Here is an 18648-nt window from a genome sequence, read left to right on the forward strand (position 1 = left end):
TTTATCAAAAGTTAAGTAACTTTTTAGCTTTTTCGGTATTTTTAAAATGTAGTTTTGCTAGTTTCGCTAGAGTAGTTAGGCCATGTTTTTTGATAATCTGACTGGCGACGTCATCCGCTTTTGAACCTGCACCACTTGGCAAGCTAAAACCAACCGTCTGACCTAGTTCATCTAGATTCTTTAAAAACAGGTATCTTGCGATAATGGAACTAACGGCAACTGCTAGGAATTTTCCTTCAGCTTTTTCCTCAAAAGTTAAGGGATTAGAGAAATGGTTTTTTTCCTTTTTGACATAGCTCTCATAATTTTTTTGACTGGTAAAAGCATCGATAACAATCTTTTTTGGGCTCACGCCTTGCTGTAAAAGAAGGTAAATTGCTTGGTTGTGAAGAGCTACCTTGACAGAAACTGCATTGTGTTTTAAGCCTTTGCCGACCACCTCATTATATTTACTAGGAGGTAGCAGTAAAGATTTATGTGCTATCTTCTCTTGTAGAAGCGGTGCTATTTCTCTGATTTTACGATCTGTCAACGTTTTTGAATCATTGACTCCCAATTCTTTTAAAAAAGGATGATCTTTTGGGTCAACAAAACTTGCAACAACAGTAATGCCTCCAAAATAAGAGCCGTTTCCAACTTCGTCTGAACCAATCATGGCAAGGTTTTGATTGCTAATGGACGATGTTTTTTCTTCATTCTTTACCACTGAAAAGCCTAAAGTTTTAACTAATGGCTGTGGGTTTTTACCTTGAAAAACTACCTTACCAGAGGTGTAGATGAGAACACTAACGCCTTCTTTTTTAGCAGCAAATACAACATAAGGGTTAGAACTACTCATTTGATAGCTAGCTAATTCTTTTTTAATTCTTGTAAGTTGTTTTGTTTCATCAACTTGAATGACAATAGTATCCATATAAGATATTTTATCATAAAAAAGCTTTTTTAGGTCTTAGAGACTTTCAAAAACAGTAAATTCATCAGCAATAAGTAAAAAACATCACCCATTGATAGATGATGTTGAAGTAATATAATTTTGAAGTTTATTTAAATAAGTTGTTTAACATTAAAAAGATGCAACCACTTTTTCTTAAAAATAACAGTGAATGTGATGATCTAGAAAAATCTGCTGATAATCTACTAAATCCTCTGGGTGATAGTTGGCAATACCTGTCATTTCATAGGAGCGCCCTAATAATTCATACTTTTTCTCTCCAAATTGATGAAAAGGAAGTAATTGCACTTCGTTTATTTGTAACTTTTGAAATAATTCAGAAAAAGCTTTGGCATCCTCTAAGGAATCGTTGAAATTTGGTATTACTGGAATTCTAAGAACAATTTGTTTATTGTGTTGAAAAGCATAGGTGATATTTTTAATGATGATATTATTCTTCACGCCAGTTGTCATAGCATGCTTTAAAGAATCATAATGTTTCAAATCTGTATAGATAAAATCGACATATTGTATCAAGTCAACAAAGTTTTCATGCTTTGCAAAAGCAGTTGTTTCTATAGCTGTATGGATTCCTTTTTCTTTTGCAGCCTTTAAAATCGCTTTAGCAAATTGAAATTGAGCAAAAATTTCACCACCAGAAAGTGTTAAACCGCCACCTGATTCTTCATAGAAATCCTTATCTTTTAAAACTTCATCAATGATATCAGAGACACTTTTTTTCTCACCAATAATTTCTGGTAGCTTGGTAGTAGCGTTTAAAATTGTCTCGGGAGTTTTTCTTTGAGATTCGGGATTAGAGCACCATGGACATCTTAAAGGGCAGCCTTTCAAGAAAACAGTTGTTCTGATTCCTGGGCCATCATGTAAACTAAAATGTTGAATGTTAAAAATAATGCCAGCTTCTGTCATGATAATATCTCCTTCCTAGACCATTATATCATTCGAAAGAAGAAAAAACAATTACGAACGAAACAAAAGTGTTTCTTTATTTTTAACCCAAAAACTGTTAAAATGTAACTTGAGGTGAAAAAATGAAACGGTTAGATAAAATAGTTGATTTGGTTTCAAAGCATCAAAAAATTGATGTTAATACTCTTTCAGAAACATTGGGAGTTTCCAAGGTAACCATTCGTAAAGACTTAGACAAGTTAGAAAACAAAGGATTATTACATAGAGAACATGGATTTGCTGTTTTAAATAGTGGTGACAACTTAAATGTGCGTTTATCATATCACTATAATATTAAAAAAAGAATTGCTCAAAAGGCTGTTGAACTGATTCATGATAATGATACTATCATGATTGAATCTGGTTCTACTTGTGCTTTACTAGCTGAACAAATTTGTCAAACAAGACGAAATGTAAAAATTATCACCAATTCATACTTTATTGCTAACTTTATCAAGCAGTATGATAATTGCCAAATTCTTTTGCTGGGGGGAGATTATCAAACTGACTCAGAAGTTACAGTTGGTCCACTATTAAAAGAAATGATTTCTTATTTTCATGTTGACAGAGTTTTTGTTGGGACTGACGGCTTTGACATAAAAAGTGGTTTTATGGGTAAAAATATGATGCGATCTGAAGGGGTTAGGTGTATGGCTGATCATTCTGAAGAGCTGATTATTCTAACGGATTCCAGTAAATTTTCAAAGCATAGTTTGGTTCACCAATTCTCTTTAGAACGTGTTAATCGTGTTATTACGGATAACAATATTGACACTAATATCGCTAATTTGTTACTTTCTAGTGATATTATTCTAGAAAGGGTTTGAGAAAAATGAGTAGGTTAAATCCAGAAAGAAAAAGGTTATTAGCCAAAGTAGCCTATCTTCACTTTGTTGAAGGCAAAAATCAAACAGAGATTGCTAAAGAATTAAATATTTATCGTACAACGATTAGCCGAATGATCGCAAGAGCAAAAACTGAAGGTATCGTAAAAATAGAAATCGCCGATTATGATTCAAATTTATTTGCCCTAGAAGAATATGTAAGAAAAAAATATCATTTAAAAAAAATAGAAATTGTTGATAGTAGTAAAGAAGATGATTTTGTAGACACTCTAGTCCGCGTGGGACAAGTGGCTTCAGAAGTTGTTAGAAGCAGTATCAAAGACAATCATCGTATTGGTATTTCATGGGGAAAATCATTGAGTTATATGATTAGTTCAATAACGCCAAGAGCTGTTAATGATATCACTGTATTTCCTCTGGCAGGTGGTCCAAGTTATATTAATGTTGAATATCATGTTAATACCTTAGTTCATCAGCTGGCACAAGCTTTTCACGGAAAAAGTATTTTTATCAATGCAACTGTCATTCAAGAAAATAAAGAACTGGCACAGGGTATTTTAAAATCAAAATATTTTGAAGCGATTAGATCAGATTGGAAGTGTCTTGATGTCGCTATTGTTGGTATTGGAGGAGCACCAAATAAGGATCTTGAGAGTCAATGGAGAGATCTTCTTTCTGAAAAAGATTATAAAATCCTAAAAAAAGAAAAGGCAGTCGGAGAAGTTTGTTGCCGCTTCTTTAATGAAAAGGGAGAACCAGTTTATGAACAGCTGCAAGAAAGAACAATCGGTATCAGTCTTGAACAATTGAGACAAGTCCCTTTGACGATTGCTATTGCCTGTGGAGAGTACAAGTCACAAGCTATATTAGCTGCCATCAAAGCCAAATTTATTGATTATTTAATTACCGATAAACAAACTATTTTAGCCTTATTAGCTAATGATGGCGATAATAATAATCAACGATTTTAATAAAAAAGATTCCTGAGATAATCTCAGGAATCTTTTTTATTTGCACAATCGTGCAATAATAAATAAACAAGCACAATTGTATTGACGCCAAAAAAATAAAATGGTAAATTTAATTTAAGATAATGAAACCGGTTACATATACAAAGCATTAAAGAAAGGATTGCCAATGGAACTTATTGTTGCAGATCAAATAATCATGGGGTTGATTTTAAATGCTGGAGATGCTAAACAACACATTTACCAAGCTTTGAAATTAGCGAAAGAAGGAGCGTTCGAAGATAGTCAAAAAGAAGTAGAATTAGCTGACAATGCCCTATTAGAAGCTCATAATTTACAGACACAATTTTTGGCACAAGAAGCAAGAGGAACAAAAACCGATATCACAGCCTTGTTTGTTCACTCTCAAGATCACCTAATGACCACTATTACGGAAATCAATTTAATCAAGGAAATCATTGAATTACGTCAAGAGTTACAAATGAAAGGAGCAAAAAAATGATAAAAATTGGATTATTTTGTGCAGCTGGTTTTTCAACAGGAATGTTGGTAAACAATATGAGAATTGTTGCAGAAAAAAAAGGTATTGAGGCAGAAATTGAAGCTTATTCTCAAGCAAAGTTAGCTGATTATGCGTCTCATTTAGATGTTGCTTTATTAGGGCCACAAGTCGCTTATACTTTGGATAAATCACAAAAGATTTGTGAAGATTGCCATATTCCGATTGCAGTCATTCCAATGGCTGACTACGGTATGTTAGATGGTGAAAAAGTTCTTAACTTAGCTCTTGGTATTTTACATACAAAAGCATCATAAGGAGTTTAAAATGGCTAAAGTAAACTTTGAAAAAATTATTACGCCTATTATGCGTTTTGTTAATATGCGAGGGATTATTGCTCTTAAAGATGGTATGTTAGCTATTTTACCTTTAACAGTAGTAGGTAGTTTATTTTTGATTGCCGGACAAATTCCTTTTGAAAGTGTTAACCAATCTATAGCTAACATTTTTGGTCCTAACTGGACAGAACCTTTTATGCAAGTTTATTCAGGAACGTTTGCAATCATGGGACTAATATCTTGCTTTTCAATTGGCTACTCTTACGCTAAAAATTCTGGTGTAGAACCATTACCTGCTGGAGTACTCTCGCTATCATCTTTCTTCATTCTACTAAAATCATCTTATATCCCAGAAAATGGAGAAGCTATTGGAGATGCTATCAGTAAAGTTTGGTTTGGCGGACAAGGTATTATAGGAGCTATTATCATCGGTCTGGTCGTTGGTGCTATTTATACAACTTTTATTCAACGACATATCGTTATTAAAATGCCTGAACAAGTCCCTCAAGCTATCGCCAAACAATTTGAGGCCATGGTTCCAGCCTTTGTCATTTTTGTTCTATCAATGCTGATTTACATTATTTCTAATGCAGTGACAAAAGGTGGCACTTTTATTGAAATGATTTATGATGTTATCCAAGTCCCATTACAAGGATTAACTGGTTCTTTATATGGTGCTATTGGAATAGCTTTCTTCATTTCATTTTTATGGTGGTTTGGTGTCCATGGTCAATCGGTGGTCAATGGTATTGTGACAGCTTTATTACTGTCTAATTTGGATGCCAACAAGGCTTTACAACAAGCTGGTAATTTATCACTTGATCAGGGAGCACACATTGTTACCCAACAATTTTTAGATAGTTTTTTAATCATTTCAGGTTCAGGAATAACCTTTGGTTTAGTGATTGCCATGTTATTTGCTGCAAAATCAAAACAATATCAAGCCCTAGGAAAAGTTGCTGCTTTTCCAGCTATTTTCAACGTCAATGAACCAGTTGTTTTTGGGTTTCCAGTTGTTATGAATCCTGTAATGTTCATACCATTTGTCCTGGTGCCTGTCCTTTCTGCCATTATTGTTTATGGTGCAATCGCTATAGGTTTCATGCAACCTTTTGCTGGTGTCACATTACCTTGGAGCACTCCAGCAATTATTTCAGGATTTATGGTTGGTGGCTGGCAGGGAGCTGTTATCCAAATATTGATATTAACTTTATCAACAATCATTTATTTCCCTTTCTTTAAGTTTCAAGATAAGTTGGCCTATGAAAAAGAAGAAACAACGGAGTAACACTTGCTTGCACATTCGTGCAATTCTATTTCATTTTAAAATTCTCACTGCCTTTCGTGATTAATACTGCTTTTTGTGATAAAATAGTTACGAAAGAATATAAAATGATTACGAAAGAAACAAAATGGAGGAAGAATCATGGAAAAAGGACAAACATCTTATTTTGGTCAACTTACTGAAAGAATGCAAAAATATCGTGAAGCTGTCTTGGATAAAAAGCCATATATTGATGCTGAACGTGCTATTCTTGTCACCCAATCGTATCAAAAACATTTAAATAAACCCTCTAATTTAAAGCGAGCCTACATGCTTCAAAATATTCTAGAAAATATGACTATTTATATTGAGGATGAAAGTTTGATTGCTGGAAATCAAGCATCATCCAATAAAGATGCACCGATTTTCCCAGAATATACTTTGGAATTTGTTTTAAATGAACTTGATCTATTTGAAAAACGTGACGGGGATGTCTTCTACATTACTGAAGAAACCAAAGAACAATTGCGTTCTATAGCTCCGTTTTGGGAAAATAATAATCTTCGAGCAAGATGTGGTGTCTTGTTACCAGAAGAAGTACAAGTTTATATGGAAACAGGCTTCTTTGGTATGGAAGGTAAAATGAATTCAGGTGATGCTCATTTAGCTGTCAACTATGACAAATTATTGAAGTACGGTCTTAAAGGATTTGAAGAAAAGGCTCGTGCTGCTAAAGCTTCTCTTGATTTAACCGTCCCTGAAAATATTGATAAGTATCATTTCTATGATTCTGTTTTCATTGTTATTGATGCTGTTAAAACCTATGCCAAACGTTACGCTGATTTAGCTAGAGAATTGGCAAAAACAGCGAATTCAAAACGTAAGGAAGAATTGCTTGAAATAGCAAGAATTTGTGATAAGGTGCCTTATGAACCAGCAGAAACTTTTGCTGAAGCCGTTCAATCCGTGTGGTTTATCCAATGTATTCTTCAAATAGAATCAAATGGTCATTCTTTATCATATGGACGATTCGATCAATATATGTATCCTTATGTTAAAGCTGATTTGGAATCTGGACGTGAAACAGAAGATTCCATTGTTGAGCGTTTAACGAATTTATGGATTAAGACACTAACCATTAATAAAGTTCGTAGCCAAGCACATACGTTTTCATCTGCAGGTAGTCCACTATATCAAAATGTCACAATAGGTGGACAAACTCGTGATCAAAAAGATGCTGTTAATCCACTCTCTTATTTAGTTCTTCGCAGTGTCGCACAAACAAAGCTACCCCAACCTAATTTAACTGTTCGCTATCACCAAGGGTTAGATAATCGCTTTATGAATGAGTGTATTGAGGTTATGAAACTTGGTTTTGGTATGCCAGCGATGAACAATGATGAAATCATTATTCCATCTTTCATCAAAAAAGGGGTTGCCAAAGAAGACGCCTATGATTATTCAGCTATTGGCTGTGTAGAAACAGCAGTTCCTGGTAAATGGGGATACCGTTGTACAGGTATGAGTTATATTAACTTCCCTAAAATTTTATTAATTACTATGAATGATGGCATTGATCCAGCCTCTGGTAAACGTTTTGCCACAGGGCATGGACATTTCAATGACATGAAGAGTTATGAGCAATTTAAAAAAGCCTTAGATGAGACACTTCGAGAAATTACACGTATGAGTGTTATTGTAGAAAATGCTATTGACCTTGGTTTAGAGCGTGAAGTACCAGATATTTTATGTTCGGCGCTAACAGATGATTGTATTGGCCGTGGTAAGACGATTAAAGAAGGTGGAGCAGTTTATGACTACATTTCTGGTCTTCAAGTTGGTATTGCGAATTTATCTGATTCATTAGCAGCAATGAAAAAATTAGTCTTTGAAGAAGAACGTCTAACAACCAAAGAACTTTGGCACGCTCTTGAAACAGACTTTGCTGGTGATAGAGGAGAAGCTATTCGTCAAATGCTAATCAATGATGCTCCAAAATATGGAAATGATGATGATTATGCTGATAACTTAGTTGTCGAAATTTATAACACTTATATTGATGAAATTGCTAAATACCCTAACACACGTTACGGTAGAGGACCAATTGGAGGCATTCGCTATTCAGGAACCTCATCTATTTCAGCAAATGTGGGACAAGGTAGAGGCACATTAGCAACTCCAGATGGACGTCATGCAGGCACACCTTTAGCAGAAGGATGTTCCCCAGAACACAGTATGGATAAAAAAGGGCCAACTTCTGTTTTGAAATCAGTGTCTAAATTACCGACAGAAGAAATTGTTGGTGGTGTGTTACTAAACCAAAAAGTTAATCCACAAACACTAGCAAAAGAAGAAGATAAAATGAAATTGATGGCTTTGTTGAGAACATTTTTCAATCGTCTACACGGCTATCATATCCAATATAATGTTGTCTCTCGTGAAACATTGATAGATGCCCAAAAACATCCTGAAAAACATCGTGATTTAATTGTCCGCGTTGCAGGGTATTCAGCCTTCTTCAATGTACTGTCAAAAGCAACTCAAGATGACATTATAGAACGTACAGAACATACCTTATAAATATCAGAGGAAATAAAAACATGGAATTTATGTTAGATAGTTTAAACTTAGATGCTATTAAAAAATGGAATCGCATTTTACCGCTTGCAGGAGTAACTTCCAATCCCTCGATTGCCAAAAAAGAGGGAAAAATAGATTTCTTTCAACGGATTAAGGACGTTCGGTCCATTATTGGTGATAAAGCATCTATTCATGTGCAAGTCATTGCCCAAGATTATGAAGGGATTTTAAAAGACGCTGCTGAGATTCGTAAGCAGTGTGGCGAAAATATTTTTGTTAAGGTTCCTGTAACAACAGAAGGTCTTGCTGCCATCAAAACCTTAAAAGCCAAAGGTTATCATATTACAGCAACAGCTATTTATACCACCTTTCAAGGATTGTTGGCTATTGAGGCTAGAGCCGATTACTTAGCACCTTATTATAATCGAATGGAGAACCTTAATATTAATCCAGAAGCAGTGATTGGACAATTAGCAGAAGCTATTGACAGGGAATGTTCAGAAAGTAAAATTTTAGCGGCTAGTTTTAAAAATGTCAGTCAAGTCAATAAGTCATTGGCTTTAGGTGCGCAGGCTATTACCGCAGGGCCAGATGTTTTTGAATCAGGTTTTGCTATGCCATCTATTCAAAAAGCAGTAGATGATTTTTCTAAGGATTGGGAATCTATATACCAAACAAATAGTATTTAAAAACGTCATATCATTATTATTTAGCTTTTCAAGACATAATAAATAATAAAGGAGAACCATTATGAGAATATTTGCTAGTCCGTCACGTTATATTCAGGGTAAGAATGCTTTGTTTGAAAACGATAAAGCAATTTTAGAATTAGGGTCAAGTCCAATTTTATTATGTGATGAGTTTGTTTATGATATTATTGGTCATGATTTTGAAACTTACCTACACCAATATGGTTTGTCAGTGACTCGTGTCAATTTTCAAGGCGAGGCTTCAGATAATGAAATTAATCGTGTTGTTGAAATTGGTCTTGAGAAAAAAAGTGATTTAGTCATTGGTCTAGGTGGGGGTAAAACGATAGATAGTGCTAAATCTATAGCTGACATACTAAATGTTCCTGTTGTGATTGCTCCAACTATTGCTTCAACAGATGCTCCTACATCTGCTTTGTCAGTTATCTATACTGATGATGGTGCTTTTGAAAAATATATTTTCTATTCAAAAAACCCAGAATTAGTTTTAGTGGATACTAAGGTGATTAGTCAATCACCAAAAAGATTGTTAGCATCAGGCATAGCAGACGGATTAGCAACCTGGGTAGAAGCACGCGCCGTTTCTCAAAAAAATGGTGCCACCATGCTCGGTTCAGGACAGACCTTGACAGGACTAGCTATTGCACAAATGTGTGAGAAAATCTTGTTTGAAGATGGTGTTAAAGCCTTACTGAGTTGTGAGCAAAAAGTGGTTACAAAACCACTAGAAAATATTATCGAAGCAAACACCTTACTCAGTGGATTAGGTTTTGAAAGTGCAGGACTCGCTGCTGCTCACGCTATACATAATGGCTTTACCGCTTTGTCTGGAGATATTCATCATCTGACTCATGGAGAAAAAGTAGCTTATGGGACTTTGACACAATTATTCTTAGAAAATAGACCAAAAGAAGAATTTGATAAATATGTCCGCTTTTATCGCGAAATTGGCATGCCAACCACATTGAAAGAAATGCATTTAGATAATGCTGATTATAAAGAACTTTTAAAGGTTGGTAAACAAGCTACCGCTAAAGGAGAAACAATTCATCAAATGCCGTTTGAAATAACTGCAGAAGATGTGGCAAATGCTCTTTTAGCTGTTGATGCTTATGTTAAAGCATTACCTTAAAGTGATTATCCGTCTAAACAAGATAGTTTAGGCGGTTTTTTAGCTTTATCATATCTGAAAAGACAAAAGTACTAATAGATATGATAGAGCTTTTTTGTTGATAAAAAATCATTTATAGTAAAAAGAAATCACATTAATAGTGACAAATGATAAGCTGTCAAACACAAAAAATTAAAAATAATGCACAATATCGATTGCCTCGCTTTAATTTCCTAGTTGAAAACGTTATAATAGAGATATGAATAAATCAAAAAAAATTAAGTGGCTAGTTGGTCTTATTGTCAGTGTTCTAGCAATTCTGTTTTTTGTATTACTTTTACCTCAAATCAATTCTCAAAAAGAAAATGTTTCAAAAGAATTGCCAGACAAAACGGCAGTAACCACAAAAGACAAAGCAGTAGAAAAAACAAAAGCCAAAGTCACTTACAAACTATCTGACGCAGAAAAAGAACAGTTAAAACAACGCTTTGCTCCCTTAAAAGCAGTGAATGAAGAAGTTATCGCTTATATCTATGCGCCAGGAACGCAACTTGATGAGCCGGTACTTCATACGGGAGATAATCATAAATACTTGGAGCAGACTATTACTGGTGAGTACTCACCTTATATGGGTGCGGTGTTTATGGATATGGACAATCATCCAAATTTTCAAGATCGTTTGACTTGGCTGTTTGGTCATGCTAGAGGAAGTACTGTTCCTGATCATAGGATGTTTAATGATGTCAATTTCTACGATGATAAAACCTATTTTGATGAGCATCCTTATCTAGTGATTGAAACGCCTGAGCGCTATTATTATTATGAAGTTGCCTTTATGATTATTGTGCCAGAAACAACTGCCTTTTATAGAACGAGTTTTGAAAATGACCAAGTCTTTTTAGAACAATTAAGAGAGGTTCAAAAAGAGGCTATTGTCAAAAATGACGCCATTAAAATTAAGGCTTCAGATCGCTATTTAGTACTTTCAACTTGTCGAGAGGAAGATGAAACGATTAGATCTAATCTCTATTTAAGACAAATACCTGATGCTGAACTACCTGAATTTTTAGAAAAAAATAAAGAAAAACTAACCTATGTGCCAACAAGATGAACTCATCTGGTAGAAAATAGCTCTGAGATTGTCAAATTTGAAAAATTCGATATAATAAAATGTAAGAGGTGACGTATGGATAATAAAAATCGTTATAAATTTACTTTTGGAGACAAATCATTAACTCTAACAACAGATAAAGATAATCTATTTATGGAAGAAGTTGAACGTGTTGCGAGAGAAAAATATGAGGCCATTAAAGAAAAATTACCACAAGCTGACAATGAAACCGTGGCTATTTTGATGGCTATCAACACCTTATCAAAACAGTTGGTCAGAGAAATTGAGTTTGACAAAAAAGAAAGAGAATTAGAAGAATTACGTGGCAAATACATGGGTGACTTGCAAGAAAAAATCAACGCCAGTGAAGTAGGTGAAGACTACTAATGTTATCACTTATCATTTTATTAATACTAGCGTGGCATTTCTACATTGGCTACTCGCGCGGAATTATTCTTCAAGGCTATTATTTTTTGGCAACTATTGTGTCACTTATTATTAGTAGTTTGTATTATAAACCCCTTGCCAAGGCAATTACATTATGGGTTCCTTATTCCAATCCGGCTGAGGATGTCAAAGTTTTCTTTTTTACCGATGTTCCAATTTTCGAATTGGATAAGGTCTATTATGCAGGTGTTGCTTTTTTAAGCATTTTCATTGCCAGCTATTTAGCCTTTCGTCTACTAGGCATCTTTATGAACTTGATAGATTTAGACCTTTATGACACCCTAACCTTTAACTGTATTAGTGGTGCTTTATCGGTTTTAATGACCATGCTCTTTTTCAACATGGCATTAAGTGTTTTAGCCACCGTACCGATTCCTTTTATCCAAAACATCCTTTCAAAAGAAGTGATGACTCAGTTATTGATTACATTTTTCCCTACAGCTTTTTTATTTAAAATGCTTTGGGTAACAAACATACTAAAGTAAGGAATTTCCTTGCTTTTTTTATTGGCTATCATGAGAAAACACACAAAAGTAGTCAAACATTAAAGATAGGACGAGCAGTTTTTTCTGCTATAATATAAGCATGAATACAAAAATATTAGACGATTTAGAATTTAACAAAGTTAAAAAAAGACTAGAGTCTTTTTTAAAGACCAAACAAGGTCACGAAGAACTACTTCACTTAGCGCCAAGTAGTGAACGAGAAAAGATTGAAAAAAGTTTTACCGAGCTTTCTGAGATGGCGGCTATTTTCACCAACTCACAAGGTTTTTCAATCGGTTCTACTGAAGACATTTCACATAGTTTAAAACGGTTAGAATTAGAGGCTGATCTCAATATTCAAGAGCTATTGGATGTTAAAAAAATATTGAAAATCTCATCAGAATTAAAAACCTTTCACAACGATTTAGAAAATGTCACCCTTGATTTCTTAGAAGAACTTTTTAACAAGATTAATCCTTTTCCTGCTCTGCAAGGGAGTCTTGAAGCGATTAATGATGCTGGCTTTATTGAAGATTTTGCAAGTCCTGAACTCATCAGAATTCGTAGGATTATCCAACAAGAAGAACGTCAAGTCAGACAGACCCTACAAGAAATCTTAAAAAAACAAGGCGATTTACTCTCAGAAAGTTTGATTGCAAGCCGTAATGGTAGAAGTGTTTTACCTGTGAAAAACACCTTTAGAAATCGTATTTCAGGAGTTGTTCATGACATTTCTGCTTCAGGCAATACCGTCTATATTGAACCACGAGCGGTAGTGAAACTAAATGAGGAAATTACTCAAGCAAGAGCAGATGAACGTTACGAGATAGCCAATATCCTACGTCAACTCTCAGCTATGCTTAGAGAACATGTCTCTGAGATTAGAAACAATGCTTGGCTAATTGGACATCTTGATTTTTTACGAGCTAAATACCTTTATATGGTTGAACATAAAGCAAGTATTCCAATGATTACGACCGATCATTCGATAACTCTCTTAAATGCTCGTCATCCCTTGATTGAAAATCCTGTTGCTAATGATATCCACTTTACAAAAGAACTGAACACCATTGTGATTACAGGTCCAAATACCGGTGGTAAGACCATTATGTTAAAAACACTAGGTTTAGCGCAGCTAATGGCACAATCGGGTTTACCTGTCTGGGCGGATAAAGGTAGTAAGGTTACTATCTTCAATCAGATTTTTGCTGATATTGGTGATGAGCAATCCATCGAACAAAGTCTTTCGACTTTTTCAAGTCATATGACTAATATCGTCTCTATCCTCAATCAAGCTGATAGTAAATCCTTAGTCTTATTTGATGAGATTGGCGCAGGAACTGATCCACAAGAAGGGGCAAGCCTTGCGATCGCTATTTTAGAACATTTACGTCTATCAGACATCAAAACGATGGCAACCACTCACTACCCAGAACTAAAGGCTTACGGGATTGAAACACAACGTGTTGAAAATGCTAGCATGGAGTTTGATATTGTCACATTAAGTCCGACCTATCATTTCATGCAGGGTGTCCCAGGTCGCTCAAATGCTTTTGAAATCGCAAGACGTCTTGGTTTATCAGAAATCATTATTTCAGAAGCTAGTCAAATGACTAATCAAGATAGTGATGTTAACCGCATCATTGAACGATTGGAGCAACAGACCATTGAAAGCAGACGTCGCTTAGATAATATCAAGGAAGTTGAACAAGAAAACCTCAAATTTAACCGTGCTGTTAAAAAACTCTATAATGAATTTAACCATGAAAAAGAAAAAGAACTAGAAAAAGCGACTGAAGAAGCTCGTCACATTGTTGATATGGCACTTTCAGAAAGTGAAACTATTCTAAAACAGCTGCATGATAAGTCACAGTTAAAAGCACATGAAATTATTGAAGCTAAAACCCAGTTGAAAAAATTAGTGCCTGAACCGGATCTTTCAAAAAATAAGGTCTTAAAGAAGGTAAAAAAAGCGCGTGCTGCGCGTGTGGGTGATGATATTATTGTGATCAGCTATGGTCAACGTGGAACCTTAACCAATCAATTAAAAGATGGCCGCTGGGAAGCACAAATTGGCTTGATTAAAATGACCCTTTCAGAAGATGAGTTTAATTTGGTCAAAGAAGAAAAAACGACAGGCACCAAAAAACAAGTGCAAGTTGTTAAAAAAATGGGTAATCATTCGCCGCAAGCTCGTCTTGATCTACGAGGTAAGCGTTACGAAGAAGCTATGCAAGAACTTGATGCTTTCATTGATCAAGCCTTATTAAATAATCTCGCTCAAGTAGACATTATTCATGGGATTGGTACTGGTGTGATTCGTGAGGGTGTGACTAAATATTTAAGACGCAACAAACACGTTAAAAGCTTTGGTTATGCGCCTCAAAATGCTGGTGGATCCGGTGCTACCATCGTTAATTTTGGTTAGCGTATCAAATAGTGGTCAAAGTGATTATTTTACTGTAAAATAGTACTGTAAAAAATAAAAGGAGAATTGAAATGGTAAAAGCAGTAACAGATGCAACCTTTGAAGAAGAAACAAAAGACGGAATCGTTCTCGTTGACTTTTGGGCAACTTGGTGTGGTCCTTGTTTAATGCAAGCACCTATCTTAGAACAAATTGCTGAAGAAGTCTCAGAAGACGAGCTTAAAATTGTGAAACTTGATGTCGATCAAAATCCAGCAACTGCTCAAAAATTTGGTATTATGAGCATTCCCACCTTGCTCTTTAAGAAAGATGGTCAAGTGGTTAAACAAGTCGCTGGTGTTCACAATAAAAATCAAATCAAAGCAATTGTTGCAGAATTAAGTAACTAATAAAAAGAAGCTCTTTGTCAACTATAATGATTGATGAAAGCTAAATGTGAGAAGACTAAATCATTTTAGTCTTCTTTTTTTATGCTTAAAACAATAATTTTTTATTTTAAGGTTTTTCATGTTAGAGACTTAATGTTGCTACCTGTCACTTTTTTATCGTTAATTTAGTTCAATTATATATGTAAGTAATAATAAATAGAGGAATATAACACTATTTTTATCAGTTATAACTTTTTTAAAAGTTAACATTTCGGTATTTTTATTATTGACAAGTCATAATATTTGATGTATTTATAAAATTAATTTATAATACCTCTGTACATTTTTACATATAATGTATATTTCTAATTGAAAAAGGAGCATAAATGTTTACTAGAAAAAATAAATATGAAACGAAACAACGTTTCACTATTAAAAAATTTAAAATTGGAGTGGCATCGGTCTTAATTGGTACCCTCTTTGCTGGATTTGTTACTCAAGTTTCAGCTGACCAATTAACAGATGAAACATCTCCAGTTGCTACATCAGAAGTATCAACAGTTATAGATGAATCAGTACCATCAGAAGATGAGACTACAGTACCGGAAGCAAATCCAACCTCTGTAGATAACCAAAAGGCAATAGTAGATGAGTCGACAGTAGTTGCAGATGAATTAATACCATCAGAAGATGAGACTACAATACCGGAAGCAAATCCAACCTCTGTAGATAGTCCAAAGGCAACAGTAGATGAGTCGACAGTAGTTGCGGATGAATCAATAGCATCGGAAGACGGTATGACAATACCGGAAGAAAAACCAACCTCTGTGGACAGTTCAATGGCAATAGTAGATGAGTCGACAGTAGCTACAGATGAGTCAACACCATCAGAAGACGGTACGACAACACTGGAAGTTGAGTCAACGATAGCGGAAACGAATAAAACTGAAAAGTATAAAGTCACAAATACTATTCCAACTGATAAAGAAAATAATGCTATCCCTCGTCCCCAAAATGAAGGCCAAGCTATCCCAGAAAGAACTGGATTTAGAATTGATTCTGTTACTAATAATATTAGAATTACAGAAAATACAAATGTTCCAAATTCAGTTGCTTCAGCTTTTATTAATGGCAGTAATAATGCTAACAATACACCAACTGGATGGGGAATTAATATTTCTTTTGACCTGTCTCAAACGAAACCTGGTCAAACAACTAAAATTGCTTTTAATAATTTAGGTGAAATCCGAGAGATGACAAGAAATAAAAAAGATATCTTGGCTTCTGATGGAAAAACTGTATTAGGTACAATCACCAAACTAGATAGAATTTTTGAAGATGGCGGCAATAGGCAACCATTTTGGGCACAAAGAATCGCTGATGGAAAAACAATAGACCAACGTTTACTAGCGGACCCACCAATAGTAGCTGAAGCTGGAAAATTCGTTTATACCATTACTTGGAGTGAAGCAGTGTCGCAATATCAGGTTGCTCAATACTCTGTTTCAAATGATTCGGCAGAAGGATTTTTGGTGCCGAGTGTCTCAAAAAATAAAACTATTGAAGCGAATATTGCTGTTGATGGTAATGTCATCACATCATCAACATATATTTTGCCTAGACAAAATATGACTGCTATTAATAGTCCTACACGTGTTTCATTAGAAACAGTTAATGGTATCACCTACAATAACAATGTTATGACTTCTAAGAATGATTCTGTGGTAATTGATACGGATTCTGATATTACATATGGAGTTGGTACCACATTTAATGTAAAACTTGCAGATTCTGATTTCATAACATTTAAGAACATTGGTTTAAAATCAATTGCATCAGATGGTGGCTATGTGACATATAGGCCCTATAGTAGAGGGGCCGGTGCCAAACCTAATAGTAATGATGTTTGGATATTGAATGATGGAAGAATACTGCCTGATGGAACCCCTTCTCGTTTTGTATTAACACCAAGATTAATATCACCTACTGAAGTTGAATTTAAAATCACTCAAGGTACTATCATGGGTGGTTCGGTTGTTTCCATACCTCTAGATAGAATGGGTATTGAGAAAGCAATGACAATGAATACCTTTGATTATGCTCACATTACATATAATGATAGGGGACAAATCATTGGCGGTAAGATTGGAGATGACCGTACTAATGCTACTTTGATAGTTAAAGGAGTTGATCCAAATGGTAGACCTGTTGGTGAGGGTGAGAATGTCTTAACAACTGTTTCTAATAAGTGGGCGGTTAATGCTTATACCACTCAAACAAGAACTGTCTTAACAGGGGAAGTCATTGTCGAGCTTGTTGATGTTGCGACAAGAGAAGTACTTAAGACTGAAGACACTAGGTACAATGGTCTTGTAACACTTGCTGATGATGGTTCTTTTGAGAGTAATAGTATTTTAGGGTCACGCTATGACTTAACAAACTATGTACCACCTTTAACTTTAAATGGTCCAAAAGGTGAAGAATACGTGAGAGTTGATTTCACTCCAAACAATCAAAGAGGAACCATCAATAATACCAATATGGATATTGATAAGGATGGTATTCCTGATACTATTGTTCAGTATAGGTACGTGAGAAAGTTTGCTAATAAGGAAGTTTCTCGTAATATTGCATACAAGTATTCTGATAGTCAGGAGACACCAACAAATCTAAGAGGTACAAAAGCTTTTAATCCAGTAAAACAAAGTGTTAACTTTACTGGAACTATTAAAGTTAATGCTAAGCAGGAAGCTGTGTTAGATGAGAATAATAATCCTACTTACATTAATTGGACACCAAGTTCTCAAACATTACCAGAAAAATCTTCACCACTTTTAGATAATTATACTTATGATATAGCAATCGTTGATGAGAAGTCTGTTTCTGGTGATATTGAAGCAGAGCGTCAAACGAAAAATAATGTTTTAATTTACGATAAGTATGAAGCATCACTTCCAGAAGTTGTAGTGACTTACTCACCTATTGTTAAAACAGTTACACCAATACCACCAGCAAATCCTGGTGATCCACTTATTCCTGGTGATCCGAGTGGTACTCCAATTAAACCAGGAGATCCAATTGATCCTAATAATCCAGATGGTCCAACTTGGACTAAGGAACAGCTTGATAATCTTTCTAAACAATTCAACCGTACAATCAAATATATTGATAATAATGGTAAGCCTATTTCTTCGATTGAAGTAGATAAACCAGGCTCTGTTCCTGATGGATCAAAAGATATTATTAAGGATGCTGTTAGATATTATCGTTCAGTAACAATTAATTTTGCTACTGGAGAAAAGACATTTGGTCAATGGCAACCAGTAAAAGGTGAAGGCACCTTTGAGACAAAAGCGTCACCAGTGATAAAAGGATATATTGCAAATAAGAAAGTAGTTGAAGGACCTGAGGTAACTATTAATAACCAAACAGATTCAAGTACTGTTGAACTTCCTGAAATTACTGTTGTTTATCGCCCACTAGGCAGCTATGTGCCACATGTGCCAGCAGGCTTTGAACCAGACCCAGAAAACCCAATTCCTTCTATCCCATACCCTAATGACCCAGCAGACCCAACTAAACCAGGTAAGCCTG

16 protein-coding genes are annotated in these 18648 nt (G+C 35.0%); 14 read left to right on the forward strand and 2 right to left on the reverse strand.

Annotated elements, in window-relative coordinates; all coding sequences use genetic code 11:
• Nucleotides 1-4: 4 nt before the first annotated feature.
• Nucleotides 5-913: a ribonuclease HIII gene (gene rnhC / locus JHK62_RS06200; RefSeq protein ID WP_199575897.1), complete on the reverse strand. Its 909-nt coding sequence runs from the start codon at nt 911-913 to the stop codon at nt 5-7.
• 174 nt (nt 914-1087) lie between these two features.
• Nucleotides 1088-1861: a glycyl-radical enzyme activating protein gene (locus tag JHK62_RS06205; protein WP_199575898.1), complete on the reverse strand. Its 774-nt coding sequence runs from the start codon at nt 1859-1861 to the stop codon at nt 1088-1090.
• Between the two features lie 122 nt (nt 1862-1983).
• On the opposite strand from JHK62_RS06205, the gene JHK62_RS06210 reads away from it, so the two are divergent.
• The 14 genes from JHK62_RS06210 to JHK62_RS06275 form a co-directional block, all read left to right on the forward strand.
• The gene (locus JHK62_RS06210; RefSeq protein ID WP_199575899.1) at nt 1984-2727 is read left to right on the forward strand and encodes a DeoR/GlpR family DNA-binding transcription regulator; all 744 of its coding nucleotides are present in this window, start codon (nt 1984-1986) and stop codon (nt 2725-2727) included.
• Between the two features lie 5 nt (nt 2728-2732).
• Entirely contained in the window at nt 2733-3716 is a 984-nt protein-coding gene (locus JHK62_RS06215; protein WP_199575900.1) for a sugar-binding transcriptional regulator, read from the forward strand.
• 166 nt (nt 3717-3882) lie between these two features.
• Nucleotides 3883-4215, forward strand: coding sequence for a PTS lactose/cellobiose transporter subunit IIA (locus JHK62_RS06220; RefSeq protein WP_199575901.1), 333 nt, complete (start codon nt 3883-3885; stop codon nt 4213-4215).
• Nucleotides 4212-4529: a PTS sugar transporter subunit IIB gene (locus tag JHK62_RS06225; protein ID WP_199575902.1), complete on the forward strand. Its 318-nt coding sequence runs from the start codon at nt 4212-4214 to the stop codon at nt 4527-4529. The genes JHK62_RS06220 and JHK62_RS06225 overlap by 4 nt, the downstream gene beginning before the upstream one ends.
• Nucleotides 4530-4539: 10 nt before the next feature.
• A complete protein-coding gene (locus tag JHK62_RS06230; protein WP_199575903.1) occupies nt 4540-5838 on the forward strand; it encodes a PTS sugar transporter subunit IIC in 1299 nt (432 codons plus the stop codon).
• Nucleotides 5839-5976: 138 nt separating this feature from the next.
• On the forward strand, nt 5977-8394 hold the full coding sequence (locus JHK62_RS06235) for a glycyl radical protein (protein WP_199575904.1): 2418 nt from the start codon (nt 5977-5979) through the stop codon (nt 8392-8394).
• A 20-nt stretch (nt 8395-8414) separates the two neighbouring features.
• Nucleotides 8415-9083: a fructose-6-phosphate aldolase gene (locus JHK62_RS06240; RefSeq protein ID WP_199575905.1), complete on the forward strand. Its 669-nt coding sequence runs from the start codon at nt 8415-8417 to the stop codon at nt 9081-9083.
• 61 nt (nt 9084-9144) lie between these two features.
• Entirely contained in the window at nt 9145-10236 is a 1092-nt protein-coding gene (locus JHK62_RS06245; RefSeq protein WP_199575906.1) for a glycerol dehydrogenase, read from the forward strand.
• Between the two features lie 238 nt (nt 10237-10474).
• Complete coding sequence (gene srtB / locus JHK62_RS06250; protein ID WP_199575907.1) at nt 10475-11326, forward strand: class B sortase, LPKTxAVK-specific; 852 nt, start codon at nt 10475-10477, stop codon at nt 11324-11326.
• A 75-nt stretch (nt 11327-11401) separates the two neighbouring features.
• Complete coding sequence (gene zapA / locus JHK62_RS06255) at nt 11402-11713, forward strand: cell division protein ZapA (RefSeq protein WP_199567223.1); 312 nt, start codon at nt 11402-11404, stop codon at nt 11711-11713.
• Nucleotides 11713-12258 carry a CvpA family protein gene (locus JHK62_RS06260; RefSeq protein WP_199575908.1) on the forward strand — a complete coding sequence of 182 codons (546 nt, stop codon included), beginning with the start codon at nt 11713-11715 and terminating at the stop codon, nt 12256-12258. The genes zapA and JHK62_RS06260 overlap by 1 nt, the downstream gene beginning before the upstream one ends.
• A gap of 100 nt (nt 12259-12358) precedes the next feature.
• Nucleotides 12359-14686, forward strand: coding sequence for an endonuclease MutS2 (locus JHK62_RS06265; protein ID WP_199575909.1), 2328 nt, complete (start codon nt 12359-12361; stop codon nt 14684-14686).
• A 71-nt stretch (nt 14687-14757) separates the two neighbouring features.
• Nucleotides 14758-15075: a thioredoxin gene (gene trxA / locus JHK62_RS06270; RefSeq protein ID WP_199575910.1), complete on the forward strand. Its 318-nt coding sequence runs from the start codon at nt 14758-14760 to the stop codon at nt 15073-15075.
• Nucleotides 15076-15440: 365 nt separating this feature from the next.
• Nucleotides 15441-18648 (forward strand): mucin-binding protein (locus tag JHK62_RS06275; protein ID WP_199575911.1); only part of this gene is annotated, 3208 nt, incomplete at its 3' end.

Origin of the sequence: Streptococcus pacificus, assembly GCF_016481305.1 — a bacterium.
Lineage (GTDB): Bacteria > Bacillota > Bacilli > Lactobacillales > Streptococcaceae > Streptococcus > Streptococcus pacificus.